Below are 20948 nucleotides of genomic sequence, written 5' to 3' on the forward strand. Positions count from 1 at the left end.
GGGGTGGGTAAGCAGAGCTTAGAAGAGGCCGGCCGGTGCGTTGCTGAGGTCGATGACACCCGGAGCGGCGGTGATGTTCAGCTGGTCCAGTTCGCCCGGGCCCAGGTCCGGGAGGCTTTCGGCGGCCGCGAGGAAACGCTCGATTTCCGCCTCGGCGACCAGCCCGGCTGCCAGGCTGCGGAACTTGTTGATGTACTGTTGGCGGGCGAACGGCCGGGCACCGAGCGGGTGGGCGTCGGCGACAGCGATCTGGTCGGTGATGACCGTGCCGTCCTTCAGGGTGATTTCCACGGAACCGCCGAAGGCCTTCTCGGCGATGTCCAGCGAGTGGTAGCGGCGGGTCCATTCGGCGTCTTCGACGGTGCTGACCTTGTTCCACAGCTCCACGGTGTCGGCGCGGCCGGCACGCTCAGGACTGTAGGAGTCAACGTGGTGCCAGGAGCCGTCCTGGAGTGCCACGGTGAAGATGTACGGGATGGAGTGGTCCAGGGTTTCCCGGCTGGCCGTGGGGCTGTATTTCTGCGGGTCGTTGGCGCCGGAACCGATCACGTAGTGCGTGTGGTGGCTGGTCTTGATCAGGACTGACGCCACGTTGGCCGGGTCCGTTGCCTCGGGGTGCTCGGTGTGGAGCTTGCGGGCAAGGTCGATCCAGGCCTGGGCCTGGTATTCCGCGGAGTGTTCCTTGGTGTACGTGTCCATGATGGCGCGCTTGGCTTCGCCGGCCTCGGGGAGGGGGACCTCGTAGGAGGCGTCCGGGCCGTCCAGCATCCAGGCGATCACGCCGTCTTCGCCTTCGTAGATCGGCACGGGGGAGGTCTGGCCGCGCATGGAGCGGTCCACGGCTTCCACCGCCATCTTGCCCGCGAACGCCGGTGCGTGCGCCTTCCAGGTGGAGATCTCACCCTTACGGGACTGCCGGGTGGCGGTGGTGGTGTGCAGCGCCTGGCCGACGGACTGGAAGATCGTCTCGACGTCCAGGCCCAGGAGTGTGCCGATACCGGCAGCGGCGGACGGGCCGAGGTGGGCCACGTGGTCGATCTTGTGCTTGTGCAGGCAGATCGCCTTGACCAGGTTGACCTGGATCTCATAGCCGGTGGCAATGCCGCGGATCAGGTCCCTGCCGCTCGCGCCGACGTGCTGGCCAACGGCGAGAATCGGGGGAATGTTGTCGCCCGGGTGCGAGTAGTCGGCCGCCAGGAACGTGTCATGGTAGTCGAGTTCGCGGACGGCCACGCCGTTCGCCCAGGCTGCCCACTCGGGGGAAACCCGGTCCGTGATGCCGAAGACGCCGGCGCCCTTGCCGTTGGTGGTCGGTGCGTGGGTCAACGCCTGGGCCCGGGCAGCCACGATCGGGCCACGGTTCAGCGAAGCGATGGCCACGGAAGCATTGTCGATGACACGGTTGATGACCATCTCGGTGACGTCCGGCGTGACCTCGACGGCGTCGGCGGCGACGACGGCGATCTTGTGCGCCAGCTGGTCTTCGCGGGGGAGGTTCTCTTCGCTCTTGTAGACGCGGACGTGGTTGAGCTTAACCATGGTGCTCCTTCTTAGTGCTGTGGGTGGGTAGCTTTGACGTGGGAAAGGCTGCGGTGCAGGTGCAAGGTGGTGGCTGCTTCGGCGAGCCTGGCGTTGCCTGCGGCGATGGCCTCGGCGATGGCCGCGTGCTCGACGGCGGCCGCGTACAGTCGCGGTGCGTCATCGGCAGCGAGGCGGCGGACCCGGACCAGGTGGACCCGCAGGCTGCGCATCGCCTGTGCGAGGTAGGAGTTTGAGATGGCGGCGTCGATCGCCTCATCCAGCCGGCCCACCAGGGCGTAGTACTCATGCCGGGCAGGATCGGTGTCGCTGATCAGCTCCTGCGCCCGCAGGAGATCGGTGTGGAGCTTCTCAAAGACAGCGCGCTCGCCGCGTTCGGCAGCCAGGGCTGCAGCCTTGCCCTCAAGGGTTTCGCGGAGCTCGAACATCTCATCGATGTCCTCCAGTGAGATGTCGGTGACGACGACGCCGCGGCCGCCCGCCGCCGTCAGCCCTTCCGCGCTAAGCCGGCTCAGCGCCTCCCGGACCGGAGTGCGTGAGACGCCCAGGCGTTCCGACTGCTCCACTTCGGCAAGGACCGTGCCAGGTGCCAGGCGCCATTCGATAATGTCATCGCGAAGCGTTGCGTAGGCTTTGTCGCTGGCCCGCATGGTCCCTCCCGTCAATCTGCTCATGGGCACCAGTGTATACACGAATTGCCGAAAAACCCAGCAAAAGCCAGTTGATCAGCGAAATAGCCGCAGGTATGTATACATGGGCCTTGTCTGGCGCGGGTTGCCCGCATAGCATGGTGGCAACACAGCGACGTGAACGGGAGCCCATGATGGTCAGCGGAAATTACCGGGAAACATATTCGCGCAGCATCGAAAAGAAGGACGCATTCTGGCTTGAGGCGGCAGGCGGCGTGACCTGGTCCAGGACGCCGGAAACCGCGCTTGATGGATCGGCCGCCCCGCTGTTCCAATGGTTTCCCGATGGCATGCTCAACACGAGCTACAACGCCCTGGACCGCCACGTTGAGGCCGGCCGCGGGGACCAGGATGCCCTCATCTACGACTCCGCGATGCTGGGGATCAAACGCACGTACAGCTACGCCGAACTGACGGACCTCGTGGCGCGGTTCGCGGGTGTGCTGCGCTCGCAGGGAGTCGGCAAAGGGGACAGGGTGGTCATCTACATGCCCATGATTCCCGAGGCCGCCATCGCGATGCTGGCGACCGCCCGGCTCGGGGCCGTGCATTCGGTGGTTTTCGGCGGGTTCGCGCCCAAGGAACTCGCCGCCCGCATCAAGGATGCCGGTCCGGCCGCGATTGTGACGGCATCCGGCGGGATTGAGCCCTCACGCCGGGTGGAGTATCTTCCGGCGGTTGCTGAAGCACTCGAACTTGCCGGTGCCGGGCAGACGCCCGTCATATTCAAGTGCCGGGAAGGCTTTGTGCACGCGGCCGCCGAGTATCCGGACTGGCTGGACTGGGACCGGTGCATTGAGGCTGCCGCCCCGGCGGCAGCAGTGGACGTCGCAGCAACCGACCCCCTCTACATCCTCTACACCTCGGGCACCACCGGCGCGCCCAAGGGTGTGCTGCGGGACAACGGCGGGCATGCCGTGGCGCTCAGCTGGACCATGGCAAACATCTACGACATCGGTCCCGGCGACGTGATGTGGACAGCGTCCGACGTCGGCTGGGTGGTGGGGCATTCCTACATTGTCTATGGCCCGCTGCTGGCCGGTGCCACCACGGTCCTCTACGAGGGCAAGCCCGTGGGGACACCTGATGCGGGAGCATTCTGGCGCGTCGTGCAGGACCACAAGGTCAACGTCCTGTTCACCGCGCCCACCGCCCTGCGCGCGATCCGCAAGGCCGACCCCCATGCTGCGGAACTGGCCAACTACGACACTTCCACGCTGCGCACGTTGTTTGCCGCCGGCGAGCGGCTGGACACGGACACCTACCGCTGGGCAGGTGAGGTCCTGGGTGTTCCGGTGGTGGACCATTGGTGGCAGACCGAAACCGGATGGGCCATCTGCGCCAACCCGCGCGGGCTGGAGGACCTTCCCTTCAAGCCCGGGTCACCAACCGTGCCCATGCCCGGCTTCGAACTGAAGATTGTGGACGGCTCCGGGGCGGCGGTGCAGCCGGGGGAGGAGGGCAATATTGTCCTGCAGCTTCCCTTGCCTCCCGGTACCCTGACCACCCTCTGGCAGAACGACGACCGTTATGTGTCCTCGTACCTTGCGGCCTTTGAAGGCAGCTACGCCACAGGCGACAGCGGCTACCGGGATGCCGACGGCTACGTCTTTGTGATGGGCCGGACGGACGACATCATCAACGTGGCCGGCCACCGGCTGTCCACCGGTGCGATTGAGCAGGTCATCGCCAGCCACCCGGCCGTGGCCGAATGTGCCGTGATCGGCGTGGCGGATCCCCTCAAGGGGCAGCGCGCCAGCGGCTACGTGGTGCTCAAGGCAGGCGTAACCGCCAACGAGAACGAGGTGGTCCGCGAGCTGATCGCCCTTGTCAGGAAGGACATCGGACCGGTGGCCGACTTCAAGCACGCAACAGTGGTCGAAGCACTCCCCAAGACCAGGTCAGGGAAGATCCTGCGCAAGACCATGCGCCAGATTGCCGACGGCGACGAGTACGTTGTGCCCTCAACGATTGAGGATCCCGAGGTGATCGGGCAGTTGCTGGGCGTGCTCCGGCCGGAAGGCGCCGTTTGATACCCCCGGACGCAAAGAAGCCTTGACTGTGACCTGACCCACGGTTACCGTGTCCGCGGCACCAGTTCCCGTCCACACCGCTCCGCACCCGCAACGCCCTCTCCGCCACACGGAGGTCTGCATCATGTCCCACCACCACGGTCCCGGCGCTCACGACGAGCACGGGCATCCACATCTGATTGACCCTGAGCCGTGGGGCACCGGTGACCCCGCGGTCGAGGAAATCGTGAGGGGGGAGCCAGCCGCCCGGGTCCAGGTGCCCGCGGGCGTGAGCCCCCGGCTCTACAACGAGGACCTGGCGCCCACCACGCGCAAGGGGCGCACCTGGCACGCCTACAGCATCTTCACGCTCTGGGCGAACGACGTGCACTCGCTGGGCAATTACGTGTTTGCCATCGGATTGTTCGCCCTGGGATTGGGCGCCTGGCAGATCATGCTCGCCTTCCTGCTCGGCGCCGTCCTGCTGTTCCTTCTCCTGAACCTTTCGGGGTTCATGGGCGAACGGACCGGCGTGCCGTTCCCGGTCATGAGCAGGATCGCGTTCGGCATCCGGGGCTCCAATATCCCCGCCATCATCCGCGGCGCCGTCGCCGTCGCCTGGTTCGGCATCCAAACCTATCTGGCGTCGGTGGTGCTCCGTGTGCTGATCCTGGCGCTCGCGCCGTCGCTGGCACCGCTCGATACAGACTCGTTCCTCGGGCTCTCGACCCTGGGCTGGATCTCGTTCGTTTCGCTGTGGGCGGTGCAGACGGTGATCGTGAGCTTCGGCATGGAGATGATCCGCAAGTACGAGGCTTTCGCTGGCCCCATCATCCTGGCCACCATGCTCACGCTGGCCGTCTGGATGTTGGTGGAAGCCGGCGGGACCATCGCCTGGTCAACCGCCGACTCGCTGACAGGCCCGGTGATGTGGGTGCGGATTCTCCAGTCCGCCGCGCTGTGGGTGGTCGTTTACGGGACGTTCGTATTGAACTTCTGCGACTTCACCCGGGGTGCACCGTCCAGGCGGTCGGTGGTGCGGGGCAACTTCTTCGGCATCCCCATCAACATGCTCTTCTTCGCCGCCATCGTCGTTGTCCTCGCCGGCGCCCAGTACAAGATTGACGGCACGGTCATCGAGTCGCCCACCGACGTCGTCAACGCCATCCCGAACACGCTCCTGCTGGTGCTGGCCTGCCTGGCCCTGATCATCCTGACGGTGGCCGTGAACCTCATGGCCAACTTCGTGGCACCCATATACACGCTGGCCCACCTTTTCCCGCGGACGCTGAACTTCCGGCGCGCAGCCGTGATCTCCGCGGTGATCGGCCTGGTGATCCTGCCCTGGAACCTGTACAACTCGCCCGTGGTCATCGTCTACTTCCTCGGCGGCCTGGGCGCCCTCCTGGGGCCACTGTTCGGCGTCATCATGGCCGACTACTGGCTGGTCCGTAAGGGCAGGGTCAACATTCCGGATTTGTACTCGGATTCCCCCCACGGGGCGTATGCCTACACCCGTGGCGTCAACCGGAAGGCCGTCATCGCGGGCACACCGGCTGCCATCGTCGCGCTGGTACTGGCCCTCGTCCCGGCGTTCACGTATATCTCCGGCTTCTCCTGGTTCGTCGGCGCGATCCTGGCCGCCGTCACCTACCTGCTGATCATGGACCGCCACACGCCGTTCGAGGCCGTCGACGGCGAGCACATCGCCGTCGCACCGAAGCACTGACCGGCCCCACAAGGGCAAGAGCCCCCAACGAAGGAGTTCCAATGCCACAGGTATTGACCTCGCGGTTCCTGTTCGGTCCGGGACCGAGCAACTGCTACCCGGAAGTGACCGCCGCATTGGCGTATCCGGTGATTGGGCACCTGGATCCGGTCTTCATCGAACGGCTCGACAACACGTGCGAAGGCCTCCGCACGGTCTGGGGGACTCAGAATGCCCGCACGCTGCCCTTGAGCGTCACCGGTTCCGGCGGCATGGAAGCGGCTTTTGTGAACACCGTGGACGACGGCGATGTGGCAGTGATCGCCGTCAACGGCCTCTTCGGTGAGCGCATGTGTGAGGTGGCACGCCGCTGCGGCGCCACCGTGGTTCGTGTAGACCACGAATGGGGCACGCCCATCGACGTCGAGCGCGTCCTGGCGGCCCACCCGCGGCCGAAGGTGATTGCGGCCGTCCACGCTGAAACGTCGACTGGGGTGCTGTCCGACGTCGCGTCGCTCGGGCAGAACAAGGGTGATGCGCTGTTAATTGTCGACGCCGTGACATCCATCGGCGGGCTGGAACTCCTGGCAGATGACTGGGGAATCGACGTCGGCTATGCCGGCACCCAGAAATGCCTCGGCGTGCCACCGGGGCTGTCGCCCTTCACCATGTCGGGTAGGGCCTTCGAGCGAAGGATCAAGAATCCCCGCTCCTGGTACCTGGACGTCGGACTGCTCGGCGGTTACGTCGGGGCCGCAAGCGGCAGCGGCAGAACCTACCACCATACGCCGCCGGTCACTATGATCGCCGGCCTCGAGGCGGGCTTGCAAAGAATCCTGGCCGAGGGACTGGACGCGGTCCAGGCGCGCCACCGTGCGGCAGGGGCCGCGTTGCAGTCGGGGCTCCAGGAGATGGGACTTGAGCTGTTCGCGGCCGAGGGCCACCGGCTGCCCAGCCTTACCACTGTCAAGGTCCCGGACGGCGTCGACTCCGCGGCCGTACGCCGCCATCTGCTGGAGCACTTCAGCATCGAGATTGGCTCAGGGGCGGGCAAGTACACTTCCAGCATCTGGCGGATCGGAATGATGGGCCCGAACGCAAACGCCGCATCAGTGACTCTGGCGCTGGGGGCCCTCAAGGAAGCCATCTCCGCTGCCTAGCCACACTCTGTAGGCTCAGGGCCGCTTCCAGCCGTATTCGTTCTCTGGCCTGCCGGGCGTGCCGTAGCGGGGCGCCCGCGATACGCGGCCGGCGTCGGCGAGGTATTCGAGGTAGCGTCTGGCGGTGACGCGGGACATGCCCAGGGCGGCCATGACTTCCGTTGCTGAAACCGATTCCGAATGCTGTTTCAGGTACGCCTGGACCGAGTCGAGAGTGGAGACTGAGAGGCCCTTGGGGAGGGGCAGTTCCGACGGCGCCCGGAGGCTTGCGAAGGCCTGGTCCACCTCGCTCTGGGAGGCGCCGGTCCTGCCGGCACCGGCCTCCGGGGAAGCCAGTTGCTGCCGGAACAGCCTGTAGCTGGAGAGTTTGTCTTCGAACGTGGCAAACGTGAACGGCTTGATCAGGTACTGGACCACGCCGATGGCGACGGCGCTGCGGACAATCGCCACTTCCCTGACCGCGGTGATGGCAATGATGTCCGCCAGGATTCCTGCCGCACGCATCCGGCGGGCGATGTCCAGGCCATGCAGGTCCGGAAGGTTCATGTCGAGGAGGACCAGTTCCACCGGCTGGCCGGCTGCCGCCAGATCCGTCAGGAGCCTGAGCGCGGACTGGCCGTCAGGGGCCGTCCCGGCAACAGTGAACCCTGCCATCCTCCCCACGTAGGCCGCGTGCGCGGCCGAGGCCACCGGTTCGTCCTCCACCACGAGGACGCGGATATCGGTCACTGTAACTGCTCCTCTTTGTCGGTCCCGGCGGCCATGGCCGGCAGGAAGACATGGAAGCGTGCGCCGTCCTTGCCTGTGATGGTCATGGTACCGTCCAGGCGCTGCACGGCCTGGCGGACGAGGGCCAGGCCAATGCCGCGTCCGAACGGACCGGAGGCCTTGGTGCTGAAGCCGTGCCGGAAAATGTCCTCCACGGCGGCGGGGTCCACGCCGGGGCCGGAATCCGCCACCGTGATGTCCAGGCCCTCGGCATCGGACTCCACGGTCAGCTCCACCGTCCTGGGAACCGCGCCATCCGCGGCAGCGTCGATCGCGTTGTCCAGGAGGTTTCCCAGGATGGTGACAAGGTCCTGGACAGCCAGGCCGGCAACGGACGCGGACCCCTCGGTGGAGAGCGTCAGCTTCACTCCGCGCTCATTCGCTTCGGCGGCCTTCCCCATGATCAGGGCGCTGAGAACCGGCTCGTCCACGGAACTCACCATCTCGTCGGTCAGCTGCTGGCTCAGTTCGAGATCCTTGGTGGCGAATTCCAAGGCCTCCCGGGTCCGGCCCAGCTCCAGCAGGGAAACCATGGTGTGCAGCCGGTTGGCGTGCTCGTGGGTCTGGGCGCGGAGGGCGTCGGACAGCGTCCGCATCGTTTCGAGTTCACTGCCCAGCGATTCGATCTCCGTCCGGTCGCGGATGGTGGCCACGGTGCCGAACACCGCGGGTCGGCGGAGGCCGGGGAGTCGGGCCCGACGGCCGGGCCCTGGTTCACCACCACGATCCGCGGACCAGTCAAGTGGATTTCGTCGTGGGCCGTGCGGCCGGATTCAAAGAGTTCCTTCAGGCTGGGGGCCAGCGGGAGGTCCGTCAGGGAGGGCGGCCGGGACGGATCGTCTTCCGAATCGCGCGGCTCCAGTCCCAGCAGCTCAGCGGCCTGGTCGTTGTACATCACCACCCGGCCCTTGGTGTCGATCAGGATCAGCCCCTCACGCACGGAATGCAGGACCGATTCGTAGTAGGCGAACAGCTGCGCCAGCTGCTCCGGCCCCCACCCCCTGGTCACGCGGCGCAGGTAGCGGCCCAACAGCCAGGACGCCAGGGATCCGCCCACGAGCAGGGCCAGGCCGAGGACCAGCAGTGCGGGCAGCCGGCCGGAAAGCGCCACGTCCACTGTCCGGACCGTGACGCCGGCGGCAACCAGCGCCTTGACGTTCCCCGCGGCATCCTTGACCGGAACAACAGTCCGCACCGACGGCCCCAGCGTTCCTGCTGTGACCTCTGTGAAAACTTCGCCACGCAGCGACGCCTCGATGGAGCCGATGTACGGCCTGCCCAGCTCCTCGTACCGGGGGTGCGTCCACCGCGTCCTGTCCGGCGCCATGATGGTGAGGAAGTCCGCTCCGGATCCGGCCATAACGTCCAGGGCGTAGGGCTGGAGCAACGCTGTCGGATCCGTTTGGTCCGCGGCCTGGAGGACCAGCGGATTAGCGGCGACGGCGGCGGCAACGCCCGTCATCCGCCGGCCGGCTTCCTCATAGCTCCGATCCCGGGCGTCGACGAACGTAGCGGTGCCCGCAACCGCAATGAAGGCCAGCACAATCAGCAGATTCGCCACGAACAGCCTGCGGGCGATACTCCAGCGGTGAATCATCAAGCACCTCCCATGACCAATATGAACGCAACCGTGAGCTAAGTCACGGTGTGGCCAATGATGGATATCACACCGGACCGACGCGATGAGCCCAGAGAATGCGCCGCAGCGTCTACCAGATTATCCATAAGGAGACACATCATGGCTTCTCAACGAGGAGAGTCGCTCGGCACCGTGGAGACGCGGCGCAAGGGCCTGGACAAATCGCACTACCTTTACATTGCCGTTATTGCCGCCGTCATCCTGGGCGCCGTCGTCGGCCTGCTGTTCCCCGAGGTCGGCAAATCACTGAAGCCCCTCGGCGACGGCTTTATCAAGCTCATCAAAATGATGATTGCACCGATCATCTTCTGCACCATCGTCCTGGGCATCGGCTCCATCGCCAAAGCCGCAACGGTCGGCAAGGTCGGCGGCCTGGCCCTGGGCTACTTCGTCGCCATGTCCACCTTTGCCTTGGGTATCGGCCTTGTCGTCGGCAACCTCATCCACCCGGGTGAGGGTTTGAAGCTGGCGGCGTACGACCCCAACAAGAAGGCGGAAGTAGACAGCACCGTTGCCTTCCTCCTGGGCATCATTCCGGGCGACATTCCGGTTCTGCCCACACTCTTCGCCGCCATCCTCGTAGGCTTCGCCCTCCAGAAGATGGGCCCACAGGGCGCTCCTGTCCTCAAGGCCATCGGCCACGGCCAAGTGCTGGTATTCCGCATCCTCATCATGATCATGTGGCTTGCCCCCGTCGGAGCTTTCGGTGCCATCGCCGCCGTCGTCGGAGCCACCGGCTTCCAGGCGATCGTCAGCATGTTCACCCTGATGGCCGCTTTCTACATCACCTGCGCACTGTTCATCGTCATCATCCTGGGTGGCCTGCTCAAGGTGGTTACCGGCGTCAACATCTTCAAGCTCATGAAGTACTTGGGCCGCGAGTACCTCCTGATCTTCTCCACCTCCTCCTCCGAGGCAGCCCTTCCCCGCCTCATCGCCAAGCTGGAACACCTGGGGATCTCCAAGCCCGTCGTCGGCGTCACCGTCCCCACCGGCTACTCCTTCAACCTGGACGGCACGGCCATCTACCTGACCATGGCGTCCCTGTTCGTGGCCAACGCCATGGGCACGCCGCTGGATCTCGGAGCGCAGATTTCCCTGCTGATCTTCATGATCATTGCCTCCAAGGGTGCCGCCGGCGTCACCGGTGCCGGCCTGGCCACTCTGGCTGCTGGTCTCCAGGCGCACGCGCCCCAGCTGCTGGGGGGCGTGGGCATGATTGTGGGCATCGACCGCTTCATGTCCGAGGCGCGGGCACTGACGAACTTCACCGGCAACGCCGTTGCCACCGTCCTGGTCGGCACCTGGGTCAAGGAAATCGACAACGAGCAGGTAAGCGAAGTTCTCTCGGGCCGGGCTCCCTTCGACGAGCAGACCATGATCGCAGGACATGCCGAGCCGACGACGGCTTCTCCCAAGGAGCCGGTGCTGGCCAACGCCTAACGCGGCGCTGAATCTGACCAAGCTGCGGACCGCCCGCACAGCCCCGGCTGTGCGGGCGGTTCCTGCGTGCGGCAGGCTAACCTTCGACCTCTACTAGAAGGTCAAGGCTCAGAATCCACGCAAAGTCAAGTTCCCTCGAATACCGTGTCGGGGCCTGTAGCCTAGGTGGAAAGCAGGATCGGCGCTGGAGTTCCAGCGGCAGGAAAATCACCGTCATCGAAAGTGTGGATAGATACGTGAGCAGCGAACAGGGTTCGGCAACTCTGGAAGGCACGGAACTCGATCTGGAAGACGCCGTGATGGGTCCCACCGGGCGCCCCCACCGCGAATTTCCGGAACCCGCCCCGCTGTCGTCCCACGGTCCCGCGCGCGTGATCGCCATGGTCAACCAAAAGGGCGGCGTTGGCAAAACCACATCCACCATCAACCTGGCAGCGGCCCTTGCTGAATACGGCCGCAGGGTGCTGCTGGTTGACTTCGACCCGCAGGGCGCGCTGTCTGCGGGCCTGGGCATCAACCCGCACGAACTGGACCTGACGGTCTACAACGTCCTCATGGACCGCAAGGTGGACATCCGCGACGCCATCCACCAGACCGGCGTCGAAAACGTGGACCTGCTGCCGGCCAACATCGACCTCTCCGCCGCAGAAGTGCAGCTGGTCAATGAAGTCGCCCGTGAACAGGTACTGGACAGGGCGCTGAAAAAAGTCGAAGACGATTACGACGTCGTCCTGATCGACTGCCAGCCCTCCCTGGGCCTGCTGACGGTCAACGCGCTGACCGCCGCCCACGGCGTGATCATCCCGCTGATCTGTGAGTTTTTCGCGCTCCGTGCCGTAGCCCTGCTGGTGGAAACCATCGACAAGGTCCAGGACAGGCTGAACCCCGGCCTGCAGGTTGATGGTGTCCTGGCCACCATGTACGACGCCCGCACGCTCCACAGCCGCGAAGTCATCACCCGCCTGGTGGAAGCCTTCGGCGACAAAGTCTTCGAGACCGTCATCAAACGCTCCATCAAGTTCGCGGACGCCACCGTCGCGGCCGAGCCGATCACCAGCTACGCCGGCAGCCACATCGGCGCCGATGCCTACCGCCGCCTGGCCAAAGAGCTGATTTCGCGCGGCGGCGCACCCTAATTACGCGTGGCCGAGTCCAAACCCGGCTTTGAGGTGCGGCTGGCCAACTTCACCGGCCCGTTCGACCTCCTGCTGGGCCTGATCGCCAAGCACCAGCTGGACATCACCGAGGTGGCCATTGCCACCGTCACTGATGAGTTCATCAAGTACATCAGGAAGCTCCAGAAGCTCGGCGAGGAATGGGCGCTGGATGAAGCCAGCGAATTCCTGGTCATCGCCGCCACCCTCCTGGATCTCAAGGCGGCAAGGCTGCTGCCCGCCGGTGAAGTCGAGGACGATGAGGACATCGCCCGGCTGGAAGCGCGTGACCTCCTTTTTGCGAGGCTTCTCCAATACAAGGCGTTCAAGCAGGTGGCAGCCTTGATGGCGGGAACCCTCGACCAGGAAGCCGGCCGGTTTCCGCGTCAGGTTGCCTTGGAAGAGCACTTCGCCGCCATGCTCCCGGAACTGGTGTGGAAGCACACACCGGACCAGTTCGCCCGCCTGGCCGAGTCCGCACTGAAGCCCAAGACGCCACGGCCCACCGAGGTGGGCCTTGCCCACCTGCATGGCAGTGCCGTCAGCGTGAAGGAACAGGCCGAGATCCTGGGGCTCCGGCTCCAGTTGGGGAAGCCCCTGTCGTTCCGAGCGTTGATCGCCGACGCCGATTCCACCCTCGTGGTGGTGGCCAGGTTCCTGGCATTGCTGGAGATGTTCCGGGACCGGGCAGTCTCCTTCGACCAGGTGTCGCCCCTGGGTGATCTCACCGTGCACTGGATGGTGGATGGCCGGGACTGGTCAACAGAAAACCTAAGCGAAGAATACGAGGAACTGTCGTGAGCCAAGAACTTCCGGAGCCCGGGGCGGAGCCGGTCCTGGACGTCCGGGATCTTCCCGGCGGTGCCAAGGCTGCACTCGAGGCGGTCCTGATGGTCCTGGACCAACCGGCCAGCGCTACTGAGCTGGCCGCCGGGCTTAACCTGACCGTCGCCGTCGTCGAGGAGTTACTGGCGGAACTGCAGCGGGAGTATAGCGGCTATACTGTTAAAGCCCCGGACATGGACCGTGCCAGCGATGCTGGCTTCAGCGCCAGCCCCCGGGGTTTCGAATTGCGGAACATCGCCGGTGGCTGGCGGATCTACTCCCGCGCAGACTTCGCCGAGATCGTCGGACGGTTTGTGCTTGAGGGTCAGACGGCCAGGCTCACGCAGGCAGCCTTGGAAACATTGGCTGTCATCGCATACCGCCAACCTGTCTCCAGGGCCAGGGTGTCTGCAATTCGAGGAGTCAATGTCGATTCTGTCGTACGGACATTGACCCAGCGCGGACTGATCGAAGATTCGGGACACGATCCTGAGTCGGGAGCCATCCTCTACCGGACCACGTCGTATTTCCTGGAACGGATGGGAATCAGCTCCGCAGCGGAACTGCCCCAGCTCTCACCCCATCTTCCGGGGCTCGAGGGCATTGCGGAGTTCTACGACGCCGACAGAATGTAGGCGGGAAATCCCGCATGCACACACGAATATTCATAAGGGCAGATAATTTCTGCATGGCTGGCTAGGGTTGTTCTTGGACAACCAGCCGGCCAAATAACGAAGGACGGGTCATGACACAGGCGGGACGCCAGGGTTCACCACGTAACAGTTCGGGACGCAACAGTTCAGAACGCAATGCCGGACAGGGCGGCGCCAGCCGCAATCCAGCGGCCAGCCGTAATCCGGCGCAGGGCGGCGCAAGCCGGAATCCTGCACAGGGCGGCAGCGGCCGCCCCAGCGCGGCGGGCGGCGGATTCCGCGCCGGCGCAGGCAAGCGTAACGCCGGATTCGGCGGCGGCGACCGGCCGTACAAGGCCCCGAGGCCCCGCGAGGAGCCATTTGTGGATCCCGGCGACGCCCCGGCGTCGCCACCGGCCGGCCGCGGTGCCTCCGACTGGAAGCCGGCAGGCAGCACATCGGCGCGCAAGCCTGCTGCCCGCAAACCGGGCGCCAACAAGGCTCCCGGCACCCCCGGCGCGCTCAAGCCCAAGCCGCGCACCGGAAGGCCCGGGGCGGCGGCGTCACGCGCCTTCGGCAGCGAACGGTTTGGCCAGAACCTTGGCCCCGTCCGGAAGCCTGCCCGCAAGCGCGGAGCCCGCGGTGACGTCCCGCAGTCGGAAATGCACGACGCCGACGGCACCCGCCTGCAGAAGGTCATGGCCCAGGCCGGCGTGGCTTCGCGCCGCGTCTGCGAAGAGATGATCGCCGAAGGCCGTGTTGAGGTCGACGGCCAGGTTGTCACTGAGCTTGGTGTCCGCGTGGACCCTAAGACGGCAGTCATCCACGTTGATGGCCTGCGCATCCAGCTGGATGAAAACCTCGTATACATGGTCTTCAACAAGCCCAAGGGCGTGGTGTCCACCATGGAAGACCCCGATGGCCGTCCCTGCATCAGCGATTTTGTGCGGAAGACCCACCTGGGCGAACGCCTGTTCCACGTGGGCCGGCTGGACGTCGCCACCGAAGGGCTGCTGCTGCTGACCAACGACGGCGAACTGGCCAACCGGCTGACGCACCCGTCCTACGAGGTCCCGAAGACCTATCTGGTCCAGGTCCGCGGCCCGTTCCCGCAGGGAGTCGGCGCCCAGCTCCGCGAAGGCGTGGAACTCGAGGATGGCTTTGCCTCCGTTGACTCCTTCAAGCTGGTGGACTCCACTCCGGGCCATGTGCTGATCGAAGTGGTTCTGCACTCAGGCAAGAACCGGATTGTCCGTCGCCTGTTCGACGCCGTCGGGTTCCCGGTCCTGCGCCTGGTGCGCGTCAAGGTGGGTCCCATTGGCCTGGGCGACCAGCGCCAGGGCAGCATCCGCAACCTTGGCAAGCAGGAAGTCGGCCACCTGCTGGCATCCGTAGGACTCTGAGGCATGTCCGCATTTCGCTCCCACGGGCGGGGGCACCTCAACGGGCCGGTCGTGGTGATTGGCACCGGCCTGCTCGGTGCCAGCATCGGGCTGGGCCTGCGTGGGCGCGGCGTGCCCGTGTTCCTGTCTGACCCGTCGCCGACCAACCAGGCGGTGGCAGTCGACATCGGCGCCGGCCAGCCCCTGGACCAGCTGGGGGACGAGGCGCCGGAGCTTGTGGTGGTGGCAGCACCGCCGGACGTGACAGCCGACGTCGTGGCCCGTGCGCTTGCCGACTACCCGGATTCCGTGGTGGTTGACATCGCCAGCGTCAAGGCCGCCATCCTGGCGGAGTTGGGCGGCCGCGGCGCGGACCTCGCCCGCTATGTGGGGACGCATCCGATGGCTGGGCGCGAAAAGTCCGGGCCGGTTGCGGCCCGCGGCGAGCTCTTCACGTCCATGCCGTGGGTGGTTTGTCCGGGCCCGGAGTCATCCGCGGCTGCCGTGCAGACTGCGCGTTCCCTGGCCACGGACCTGGGAGCCGTGGTTTCCCAGTTCACTGCCGACGAACACGACGAAGCCGTGGCCTTGGTATCGCACCTGCCCCAGATCATGTCCTCCCTGCTGGCCAGCCGGCTGCAGGGGACGCCGCTTCACGCGCTGTCCCTCGCCGGCAACGGGCTGCGGGATGTCACGCGGATCGCCGCCAGCGATCCCACGCTGTGGGTCCAGATCCTGGGCGGCAACGCGGGAAAGGTCGTGGAGATCCTTTACGGGGTCCGCGAGGACCTGAACCGGCTCATCGGGACGCTGGAGGAACCGCTTGCGCCCGGCGCCAGGCTGGACCTGGCCCAGCTCATCAGCGAAGGCAATGCCGGGCAGGCCCGTATTCCGGGTAAGCACGGTGGCCCGCCGCAGGCATACTCCTGGCTGACGGTCCTCGTGGATGACCGGCCGGGACAGATCGCGCAGCTCCTCACCGAAATCGGTGAGATCGGCGTGAACGTGGAGGACCTTCGGCTGGACCACTCCTCGGGCCAGAACGTGGGCATGGTGGAACTGTCCGTGCTGCCGAACAAGCATGACCATCTGATCGAAGCACTCAACGACCGCGGATGGCGGGTATTGCAGTAATGACACAAGAACTTCTTGACACCCTTCCGGCCTTGCGCGTAGGCAGGCCTTTGGTGGTCGCCATCGACGGGCCGTCAGGCTCCGGCAAGTCCAGCGTGAGCAAGGAAGTGGCCCGCCGGCTGCACCTTGCCTACCTGGACACCGGCGCCATGTACCGTGCCCTGACCTGGTTCTGCGTCACCAGCGGAATTGACCTCAGCGACGCCGCCGCCGTGGAGCAGGCCTCCCGTGACCTGGTCCTGGAACTGAGCACCACACCGCGGGAGGAATACGTCCGCGTGGGCGGCGCCGACGTCACGGACGCCATCCGTGAACCGGCAATTTCGTCGGCGGTCAGTGCGGTGGCCACCACCCTGGGTGCGCGGACCGAACTGATCCGCCGGCAGCGTGAGGTCATTGAAAAGCACCACCGCCGCATCGTGGTGGAGGGCCGGGACATCACGACCGTCGTGGCCCCGGGCGCGGAAGTCCGCATGCTGCTGACCGCCAGTGAGGAGGCCCGGCTTCGCCGCCGCGGCATCCAACTGGGCGGCACGCAGGATGCGGAGCAGCTCGCCGCCCAGGTCACCCACCGTGACGCCAAGGATTCCACAGTGGTGAACTTCACCCAGGCTGCCGACGGTGTTGTCACCCTGGATTCTTCCGATCTGGACTTCGCCGAGACCGTGGACGCGGCGCTCGTGATCGTCACGAAGGTGCTTAACCGTGACTGACCGCGGCGTGCGGCTTCCCTCCGGCCTGACCATGACATGGAGCCGGCCCGTCGGCTGGCTCCTGGACCACGTGGTGTACCGCACGTCCGTCACAGGCCGGGACAACGTGCCTACGGGTGGGCCGGTGATTTTTGCCGGCAACCACATCAGTTTCCTGGACGGGCCGGTGATGTTCGGCGCGTCGCCGCGTCCCATGCACATCCTGGTCAAGAAGGAGATGTTCAAGGGCTTGCTGGGTCGGGTCCTTCGGGCCTCCGGCCAGCTGCCGGTTGACCGCTCCGGGGACCGGGCTGCGCTGCTGCTGGGCAAGAACATGCTCGACGCCGGCCGCTGCATCGGGATTCTTCCGGAAGGATCTCGGGGGAGCGGCCAGGCAACAGACATCAACAACGGGGTGGCCTGGCTGGCGCTGAACTCGGGCGCCCCCGTGGTTCCCGTGGCGATCCTCGGCACCCGGACGGGCAACGAACACCTCGACACAGTACCCAGGCCAGGGCGGCGGTTCCACGTCAGCTTCGGCAACGCACTGACCCTCAGCCGCAACCCCGGCGAAACGGGCCGTGCTTCAATGGACAGGGCGGGAATGGAAATCCGCGCTGCGCTTGCGGGGCACGTCCAGGAGACCATCCAACACAGTGGGCAGCCTTTGCCCCACGCGGATTTCCGCACGAACTTCACAGCAGTAGCCGGGACGCCGGCAGATGACCACTAAGGAAAGTGCAATGAGCGATACGACTCAAACCTCCAGCCACTCCGGCGCCGGCGAAGATGAATACACGCCCACCGGCACGGACCAGGTGGCCGAGCGGCTGGCCGCGATCGACGACGACGAAGCGGAGATGCGTGCCGCGTCGCTCCGCGCCGGCTTGGACGACTACGAGCTCGACGAGGAAGACGCCGCCCTGCTGAGCGGGAACTACGACGACGAGGACTTCGACGGTCCGGTCAAGCTCGATCCCGTGCTTGCCATCATCGGCCGTCCCAACGTGGGCAAATCCACTCTGGTGAACCGCATCCTGGGCCGCCGCGAAGCCGTGGTCGAGGATACTCCCGGCGTGACGCGGGACCGCGTGATGTACTCGGCACACTGGAACGGGCGCAACTTCACTTTGGTGGACACCGGCGGCTGGGAGCACGATGCCCGCGGCATCCACGCACGGGTGGCCGAACAGGCGGAAATGGCTGTGGAAATGGCCGACGCCGTGCTCTTCGTCGTCGACTCCGCGGTGGGCGCCACCGCAACGGACGAGGGCGTTATGAAGATGCTCCGCCGCAGCAAGAAGCCGGTCATCATGGTGGCCAACAAGGTGGACGACTTCGCCCAGGAAGCGGACTCTGCCACACTGTGGGGCCTCGGCTTCGGCGAGCCATACCCCGTCTCGGCCCTGCACGGACGCGGCGTGGCCGACCTCCTGGACCACGTGATGGACACCCTGCCGGAGTTCTCCACCATTGAGGGCCTGGAACGCTCGGGCGGACCCCGCCGCATCGCACTGATCGGCCGCCCGAACGTGGGCAAGTCATCACTGCTGAACAAGCTGGCAGGGTCCGAACGTGTCGTCGTGGACAACACCGCCGGCACCACGCGTGATCCGGTGGATGAGTTCATTGAACTCGGTGACCGCACGTGGCGTTTTGTGGACACGGCAGGCATCCGCCGCCGCCAGCACATGGCGCAGGGCGCCGACTACTACGCCTCCCTCCGGACGCAGGCCGCGCTCGAAAAGGCGGAGGTCGCCGTCGTTCTTCTCGCGGTGGATGAGGTCCTCAGCGAGCAGGACGTCCGCATCCTGCAGCTGGCCATCGAGTCGGGCCGCGCCCTTGTGCTGGCTTTCAACAAGTGGGACCTGCTCGACGACGAACGCCGCACCTACCTGGAGCGCGAAATCGAGCAGGACCTGGCCCACGTGGCCTGGGCGCCCCGGGTCAACATCTCCGCGCTGACGGGCTGGCACAAGGACCGTCTGGTTCCCGCCCTGGACCTGGCCCTGGAGAACTGGGACAGGCGCATCCCCACCGGTAAGCTCAATGCCTTCCTTGGCGAGCTTGTGGCGGCGCACCCGCACCCGGTCCGCGGCGGCAAGCAACCGCGCATCCTGTACGGCACGCAGGCGTCCAGCCGGCCGCCGAAGTTTGTGCTGTTCACCACCGGATTCCTGGACCCGGGCTACCGCCGCTTCATCACCCGCAGGCTCCGCGAAACGTTCGGTTTCGAGGGCACGCCCATCGAGGTCAACATGCGCGTCCGCGAAAAGCGCGGCAAGAAGCGTTAATTAGGACACACCGGGGGCGTGCAGGCGGCAAAGTGTCACTTGCACCCTCCGGAATCGTGTAAGCTTTTCAAGGTGGTTCGGCCGGACTGCTGAGTTGAAATCCTGGCTAACATCGGGAGTAAACGCAGCGGAGAACGGCGGAACTAACGGGCTGTAGCGCAGCTTGGTAGCGCACTTGACTGGGGGTCAAGGGGTCGCAGGTTCAAATCCTGTCAGCCCGACCAAAACAGAAGCGTCCCGGAGAAAATTCTCCGGGACGCTTTTGTTTTGTGCCGTCCTGTTCGGATGTTTCGCGGCCTGGCTTATTTCAGGAACTTCGACGTCCTGCGGTCCGCCAGGATCTTTCCCTTGGTCTGGCACGTGGGGCAGTACTGTAGGGAAGTATCCGCGAAAGACACCTCCCGGACTGTGTCACCGCACACCGGGCAAGCTTCGCCGGTGCGGGCATGGACCCGCATGTGGCTGCGTTTGACGTCCTTGAGCTCGCTGGGCGGCTTGCCCTCGGCTTCGGCCAGGGCTGTTCCGAGCACGCTGTGGATGGCGTCATAAAGCACCTGCACCGTGCCGCGGTCCAAGGACTTGGCGGTGGCAAAGGGGGAGATCCTCGCAGCATGCAGGATCTCGTCGCTGTAGGCGTTCCCGATCCCCGCAATCACACTCTGGCTCCGCAGGACGCCCTTGATCTGCTGGGAAGTGGAGCCGAGAATTTCCGCCAGCATGTCGGCGTCGAACGCTGCGCTGAACGGGTCCGGCCCCAGCGCCGCGACGCCCGGCACATCCTGGGGGTCGCGCACCACGTAAACGGCAAGGCTCTTTTTGGTCCCCGCCTCGGTAAGATCCATGCCATGGGCACCGTCCGGCCCGGTGAACGCCAGCCGCATGGCGATGTGGCCCTTTCCCATCCGGAGCTGGGTGTCTGTGGGCGAGTCCGTGAAGCGGACCCAGCCCGCCCGGGCGAGGTGGAAGACAAAGGACGGCCCGTCGGTGTCAATGCTGACAAACTTTCCAAACCGCCGCACGCCGGCGACCGTGCAGTTCTCCAGCGCTGTGAACGGCGGATCCGCTGTCTTCAGCACGGCAAAGGAAACGATCTGGACCTTCCGCACCACCGCTCCGCGCAGGTGCTCGTCCAGGAAACCGGCCAGGCCTGCAACCTCGGGAAGCTCCGGCACGGCTTTACCTGTCGTCAGCCTGGCTGTCGGGTGCGGCCGGAGCCTCAGGAACAGCTGACGCCTCGGGAGCAGGTGAGCTGGCCGCGGAGTCATTGGCCGCCTTCGCAGCCAGGGAACGCTCGGCACCTGCCTTCTTGAGCACCTTCATCTTTTTGCCGCGCTGCCGCCAGACCCTCCACAGGATCAGGCCGACCACAAAGACCACGACGGCGGCGATGGCTGAGATCTGTGTCCACAGCGGGAACCAGGTTGCCTCCGTGCCAAGGATCCGCTGTCCGTTATGGGCGGCCTGCGAGCTGTCGAACATGATCCCGGCGGTCAGCAGATTCGGGGAGGCGAGAGCCACAGCGGCGACGAGGATGGTCAGCTTCCAGGGCCAGCTTACGGATTTGCGTGTGGCCTGCCAGGCCACCACGAGGGGAACGAACGTGAAAACGAACCCGTAAAACATCCCCACCAGGATGCCCGCCCCAAGATTGCCCTGGACCTGGTTGCGGATAACATTCGCCCACCAGACCGGGAGGATGGCCGCTAAGGCAAAGTAAGCGATAGTGAGGACCACCAACGCCACCGCAACGAGGATGATCCGTGCAGCCCAGTTCGCCTTTTTCGCGGGCGATTCCTGTGCATGTGATCTCATGAGTCTCATCATGTCAGAATCCTCCTCGAACGCCCGTGGAGTTGTGCCTATACTTTCAGCGGCGG

At 65.5% G+C, this 20948-nt stretch carries 17 protein-coding genes, 1 tRNA gene and 1 pseudogene; 13 read left to right on the top strand and 6 right to left on the bottom strand.

Going from position 1 to position 20948, the window contains the following annotated elements; all coding sequences use genetic code 11:
- Positions 1-18 precede the first annotated feature (18 nt).
- A complete protein-coding gene (locus tag NIBR502772_RS10020) occupies positions 19-1539 on the bottom strand; it encodes an MmgE/PrpD family protein (protein WP_141140072.1) in 1521 nt (506 codons plus the stop codon).
- Positions 1540-1550: 11 nt separating this feature from the next.
- Complete coding sequence (locus tag NIBR502772_RS10025; RefSeq protein ID WP_371706833.1) at positions 1551-2213, bottom strand: GntR family transcriptional regulator; 663 nt, start codon at positions 2211-2213, stop codon at positions 1551-1553.
- Between the two features lie 149 nt (positions 2214-2362).
- On the opposite strand from NIBR502772_RS10025, the gene NIBR502772_RS10030 reads away from it, so the two are divergent.
- The 3 genes from NIBR502772_RS10030 to NIBR502772_RS10040 all read left to right on the top strand — a co-directional run bounded on the left by NIBR502772_RS10030 (position 2363) and on the right by NIBR502772_RS10040 (position 7108).
- Positions 2363-4261, top strand: a complete 1899-nt coding sequence (locus NIBR502772_RS10030; protein ID WP_141142023.1) for an AMP-binding protein — start codon at positions 2363-2365, stop codon at positions 4259-4261.
- 124 nt (positions 4262-4385) lie between these two features.
- Positions 4386-5969 carry an NCS1 family nucleobase:cation symporter-1 gene (locus NIBR502772_RS10035; protein ID WP_141140073.1) on the top strand — a complete coding sequence of 528 codons (1584 nt, stop codon included), beginning with the start codon at positions 4386-4388 and terminating at the stop codon, positions 5967-5969.
- Between the two features lie 41 nt (positions 5970-6010).
- A complete protein-coding gene (locus NIBR502772_RS10040; protein WP_141140074.1) occupies positions 6011-7108 on the top strand; it encodes an alanine--glyoxylate aminotransferase family protein in 1098 nt (365 codons plus the stop codon).
- A 15-nt stretch (positions 7109-7123) separates the two neighbouring features.
- Here the strand turns inward: NIBR502772_RS10040 and NIBR502772_RS10045 are convergent, their stop codons facing one another.
- Both NIBR502772_RS10045 and NIBR502772_RS10050 read right to left on the bottom strand, forming a co-directional pair.
- Complete coding sequence (locus tag NIBR502772_RS10045) at positions 7124-7837, bottom strand: response regulator (protein ID WP_056342355.1); 714 nt, start codon at positions 7835-7837, stop codon at positions 7124-7126.
- Positions 7834-9473: pseudogene (locus NIBR502772_RS10050) on the bottom strand (ATP-binding protein). The gene NIBR502772_RS10045 and the pseudogene NIBR502772_RS10050 overlap by 4 nt, the downstream one beginning before the upstream one ends.
- A 141-nt stretch (positions 9474-9614) precedes the next feature.
- Between NIBR502772_RS10050 and NIBR502772_RS10055 the strand changes: the two are divergent.
- From NIBR502772_RS10055 to NIBR502772_RS10100, 10 genes are all read left to right on the top strand, one after another.
- Positions 9615-10958 (top strand): cation:dicarboxylate symporter family transporter, encoded by a 1344-nt coding sequence (locus NIBR502772_RS10055; RefSeq protein ID WP_141140075.1) that lies wholly within the window; start codon positions 9615-9617, stop codon positions 10956-10958.
- A 236-nt stretch (positions 10959-11194) separates the two neighbouring features.
- A complete protein-coding gene (locus tag NIBR502772_RS10060) occupies positions 11195-12094 on the top strand; it encodes a ParA family protein (RefSeq protein WP_056342349.1) in 900 nt (299 codons plus the stop codon).
- 6 nt (positions 12095-12100) lie between these two features.
- On the top strand, positions 12101-12913 hold the full coding sequence (locus NIBR502772_RS10065) for a ScpA family protein (RefSeq protein WP_141140076.1): 813 nt from the start codon (positions 12101-12103) through the stop codon (positions 12911-12913).
- 89 nt (positions 12914-13002) lie between these two features.
- Positions 13003-13572, top strand: a complete 570-nt coding sequence (locus NIBR502772_RS10070) for an SMC-Scp complex subunit ScpB (RefSeq protein ID WP_246848792.1) — start codon at positions 13003-13005, stop codon at positions 13570-13572.
- Between the two features lie 110 nt (positions 13573-13682).
- Positions 13683-14972 carry a pseudouridine synthase gene (locus tag NIBR502772_RS10075; protein ID WP_104063695.1) on the top strand — a complete coding sequence of 430 codons (1290 nt, stop codon included), beginning with the start codon at positions 13683-13685 and terminating at the stop codon, positions 14970-14972.
- 3 nt (positions 14973-14975) lie between these two features.
- The gene (locus tag NIBR502772_RS10080; RefSeq protein ID WP_058929409.1) at positions 14976-16085 is read left to right on the top strand and encodes a prephenate dehydrogenase; all 1110 of its coding nucleotides are present in this window, start codon (positions 14976-14978) and stop codon (positions 16083-16085) included.
- On the top strand, positions 16085-16798 hold the full coding sequence (gene cmk / locus NIBR502772_RS10085) for a (d)CMP kinase (RefSeq protein WP_141140078.1): 714 nt from the start codon (positions 16085-16087) through the stop codon (positions 16796-16798). The genes NIBR502772_RS10080 and cmk overlap by 1 nt, the downstream gene beginning before the upstream one ends.
- Positions 16799-16829: 31 nt before the next feature.
- Positions 16830-17510, top strand: a complete 681-nt coding sequence (locus tag NIBR502772_RS10090; RefSeq protein WP_141142024.1) for a 1-acyl-sn-glycerol-3-phosphate acyltransferase — start codon at positions 16830-16832, stop codon at positions 17508-17510.
- 10 nt (positions 17511-17520) lie between these two features.
- Positions 17521-19071 (top strand): ribosome biogenesis GTPase Der, encoded by a 1551-nt coding sequence (der, locus tag NIBR502772_RS10095; protein ID WP_141140079.1) that lies wholly within the window; start codon positions 17521-17523, stop codon positions 19069-19071.
- A gap of 147 nt (positions 19072-19218) precedes the next feature.
- Positions 19219-19295, top strand: a tRNA-Pro gene (locus NIBR502772_RS10100).
- A gap of 78 nt (positions 19296-19373) precedes the next feature.
- Here NIBR502772_RS10100 and NIBR502772_RS10105 read toward each other — a convergent pair.
- On the bottom strand, positions 19374-20243 hold the full coding sequence (locus NIBR502772_RS10105; protein ID WP_056342328.1) for an Fpg/Nei family DNA glycosylase: 870 nt from the start codon (positions 20241-20243) through the stop codon (positions 19374-19376).
- Positions 20244-20247: 4 nt separating this feature from the next.
- Positions 20248-20883: a hypothetical protein gene (locus NIBR502772_RS10110; RefSeq protein ID WP_210412423.1), complete on the bottom strand. Its 636-nt coding sequence runs from the start codon at positions 20881-20883 to the stop codon at positions 20248-20250.
- Positions 20884-20948: the final 65 nt, after the last annotated feature.

This window comes from Pseudarthrobacter sp. NIBRBAC000502772 (assembly GCF_006517235.1).
Lineage (GTDB): Bacteria > Actinomycetota > Actinomycetes > Actinomycetales > Micrococcaceae > Arthrobacter.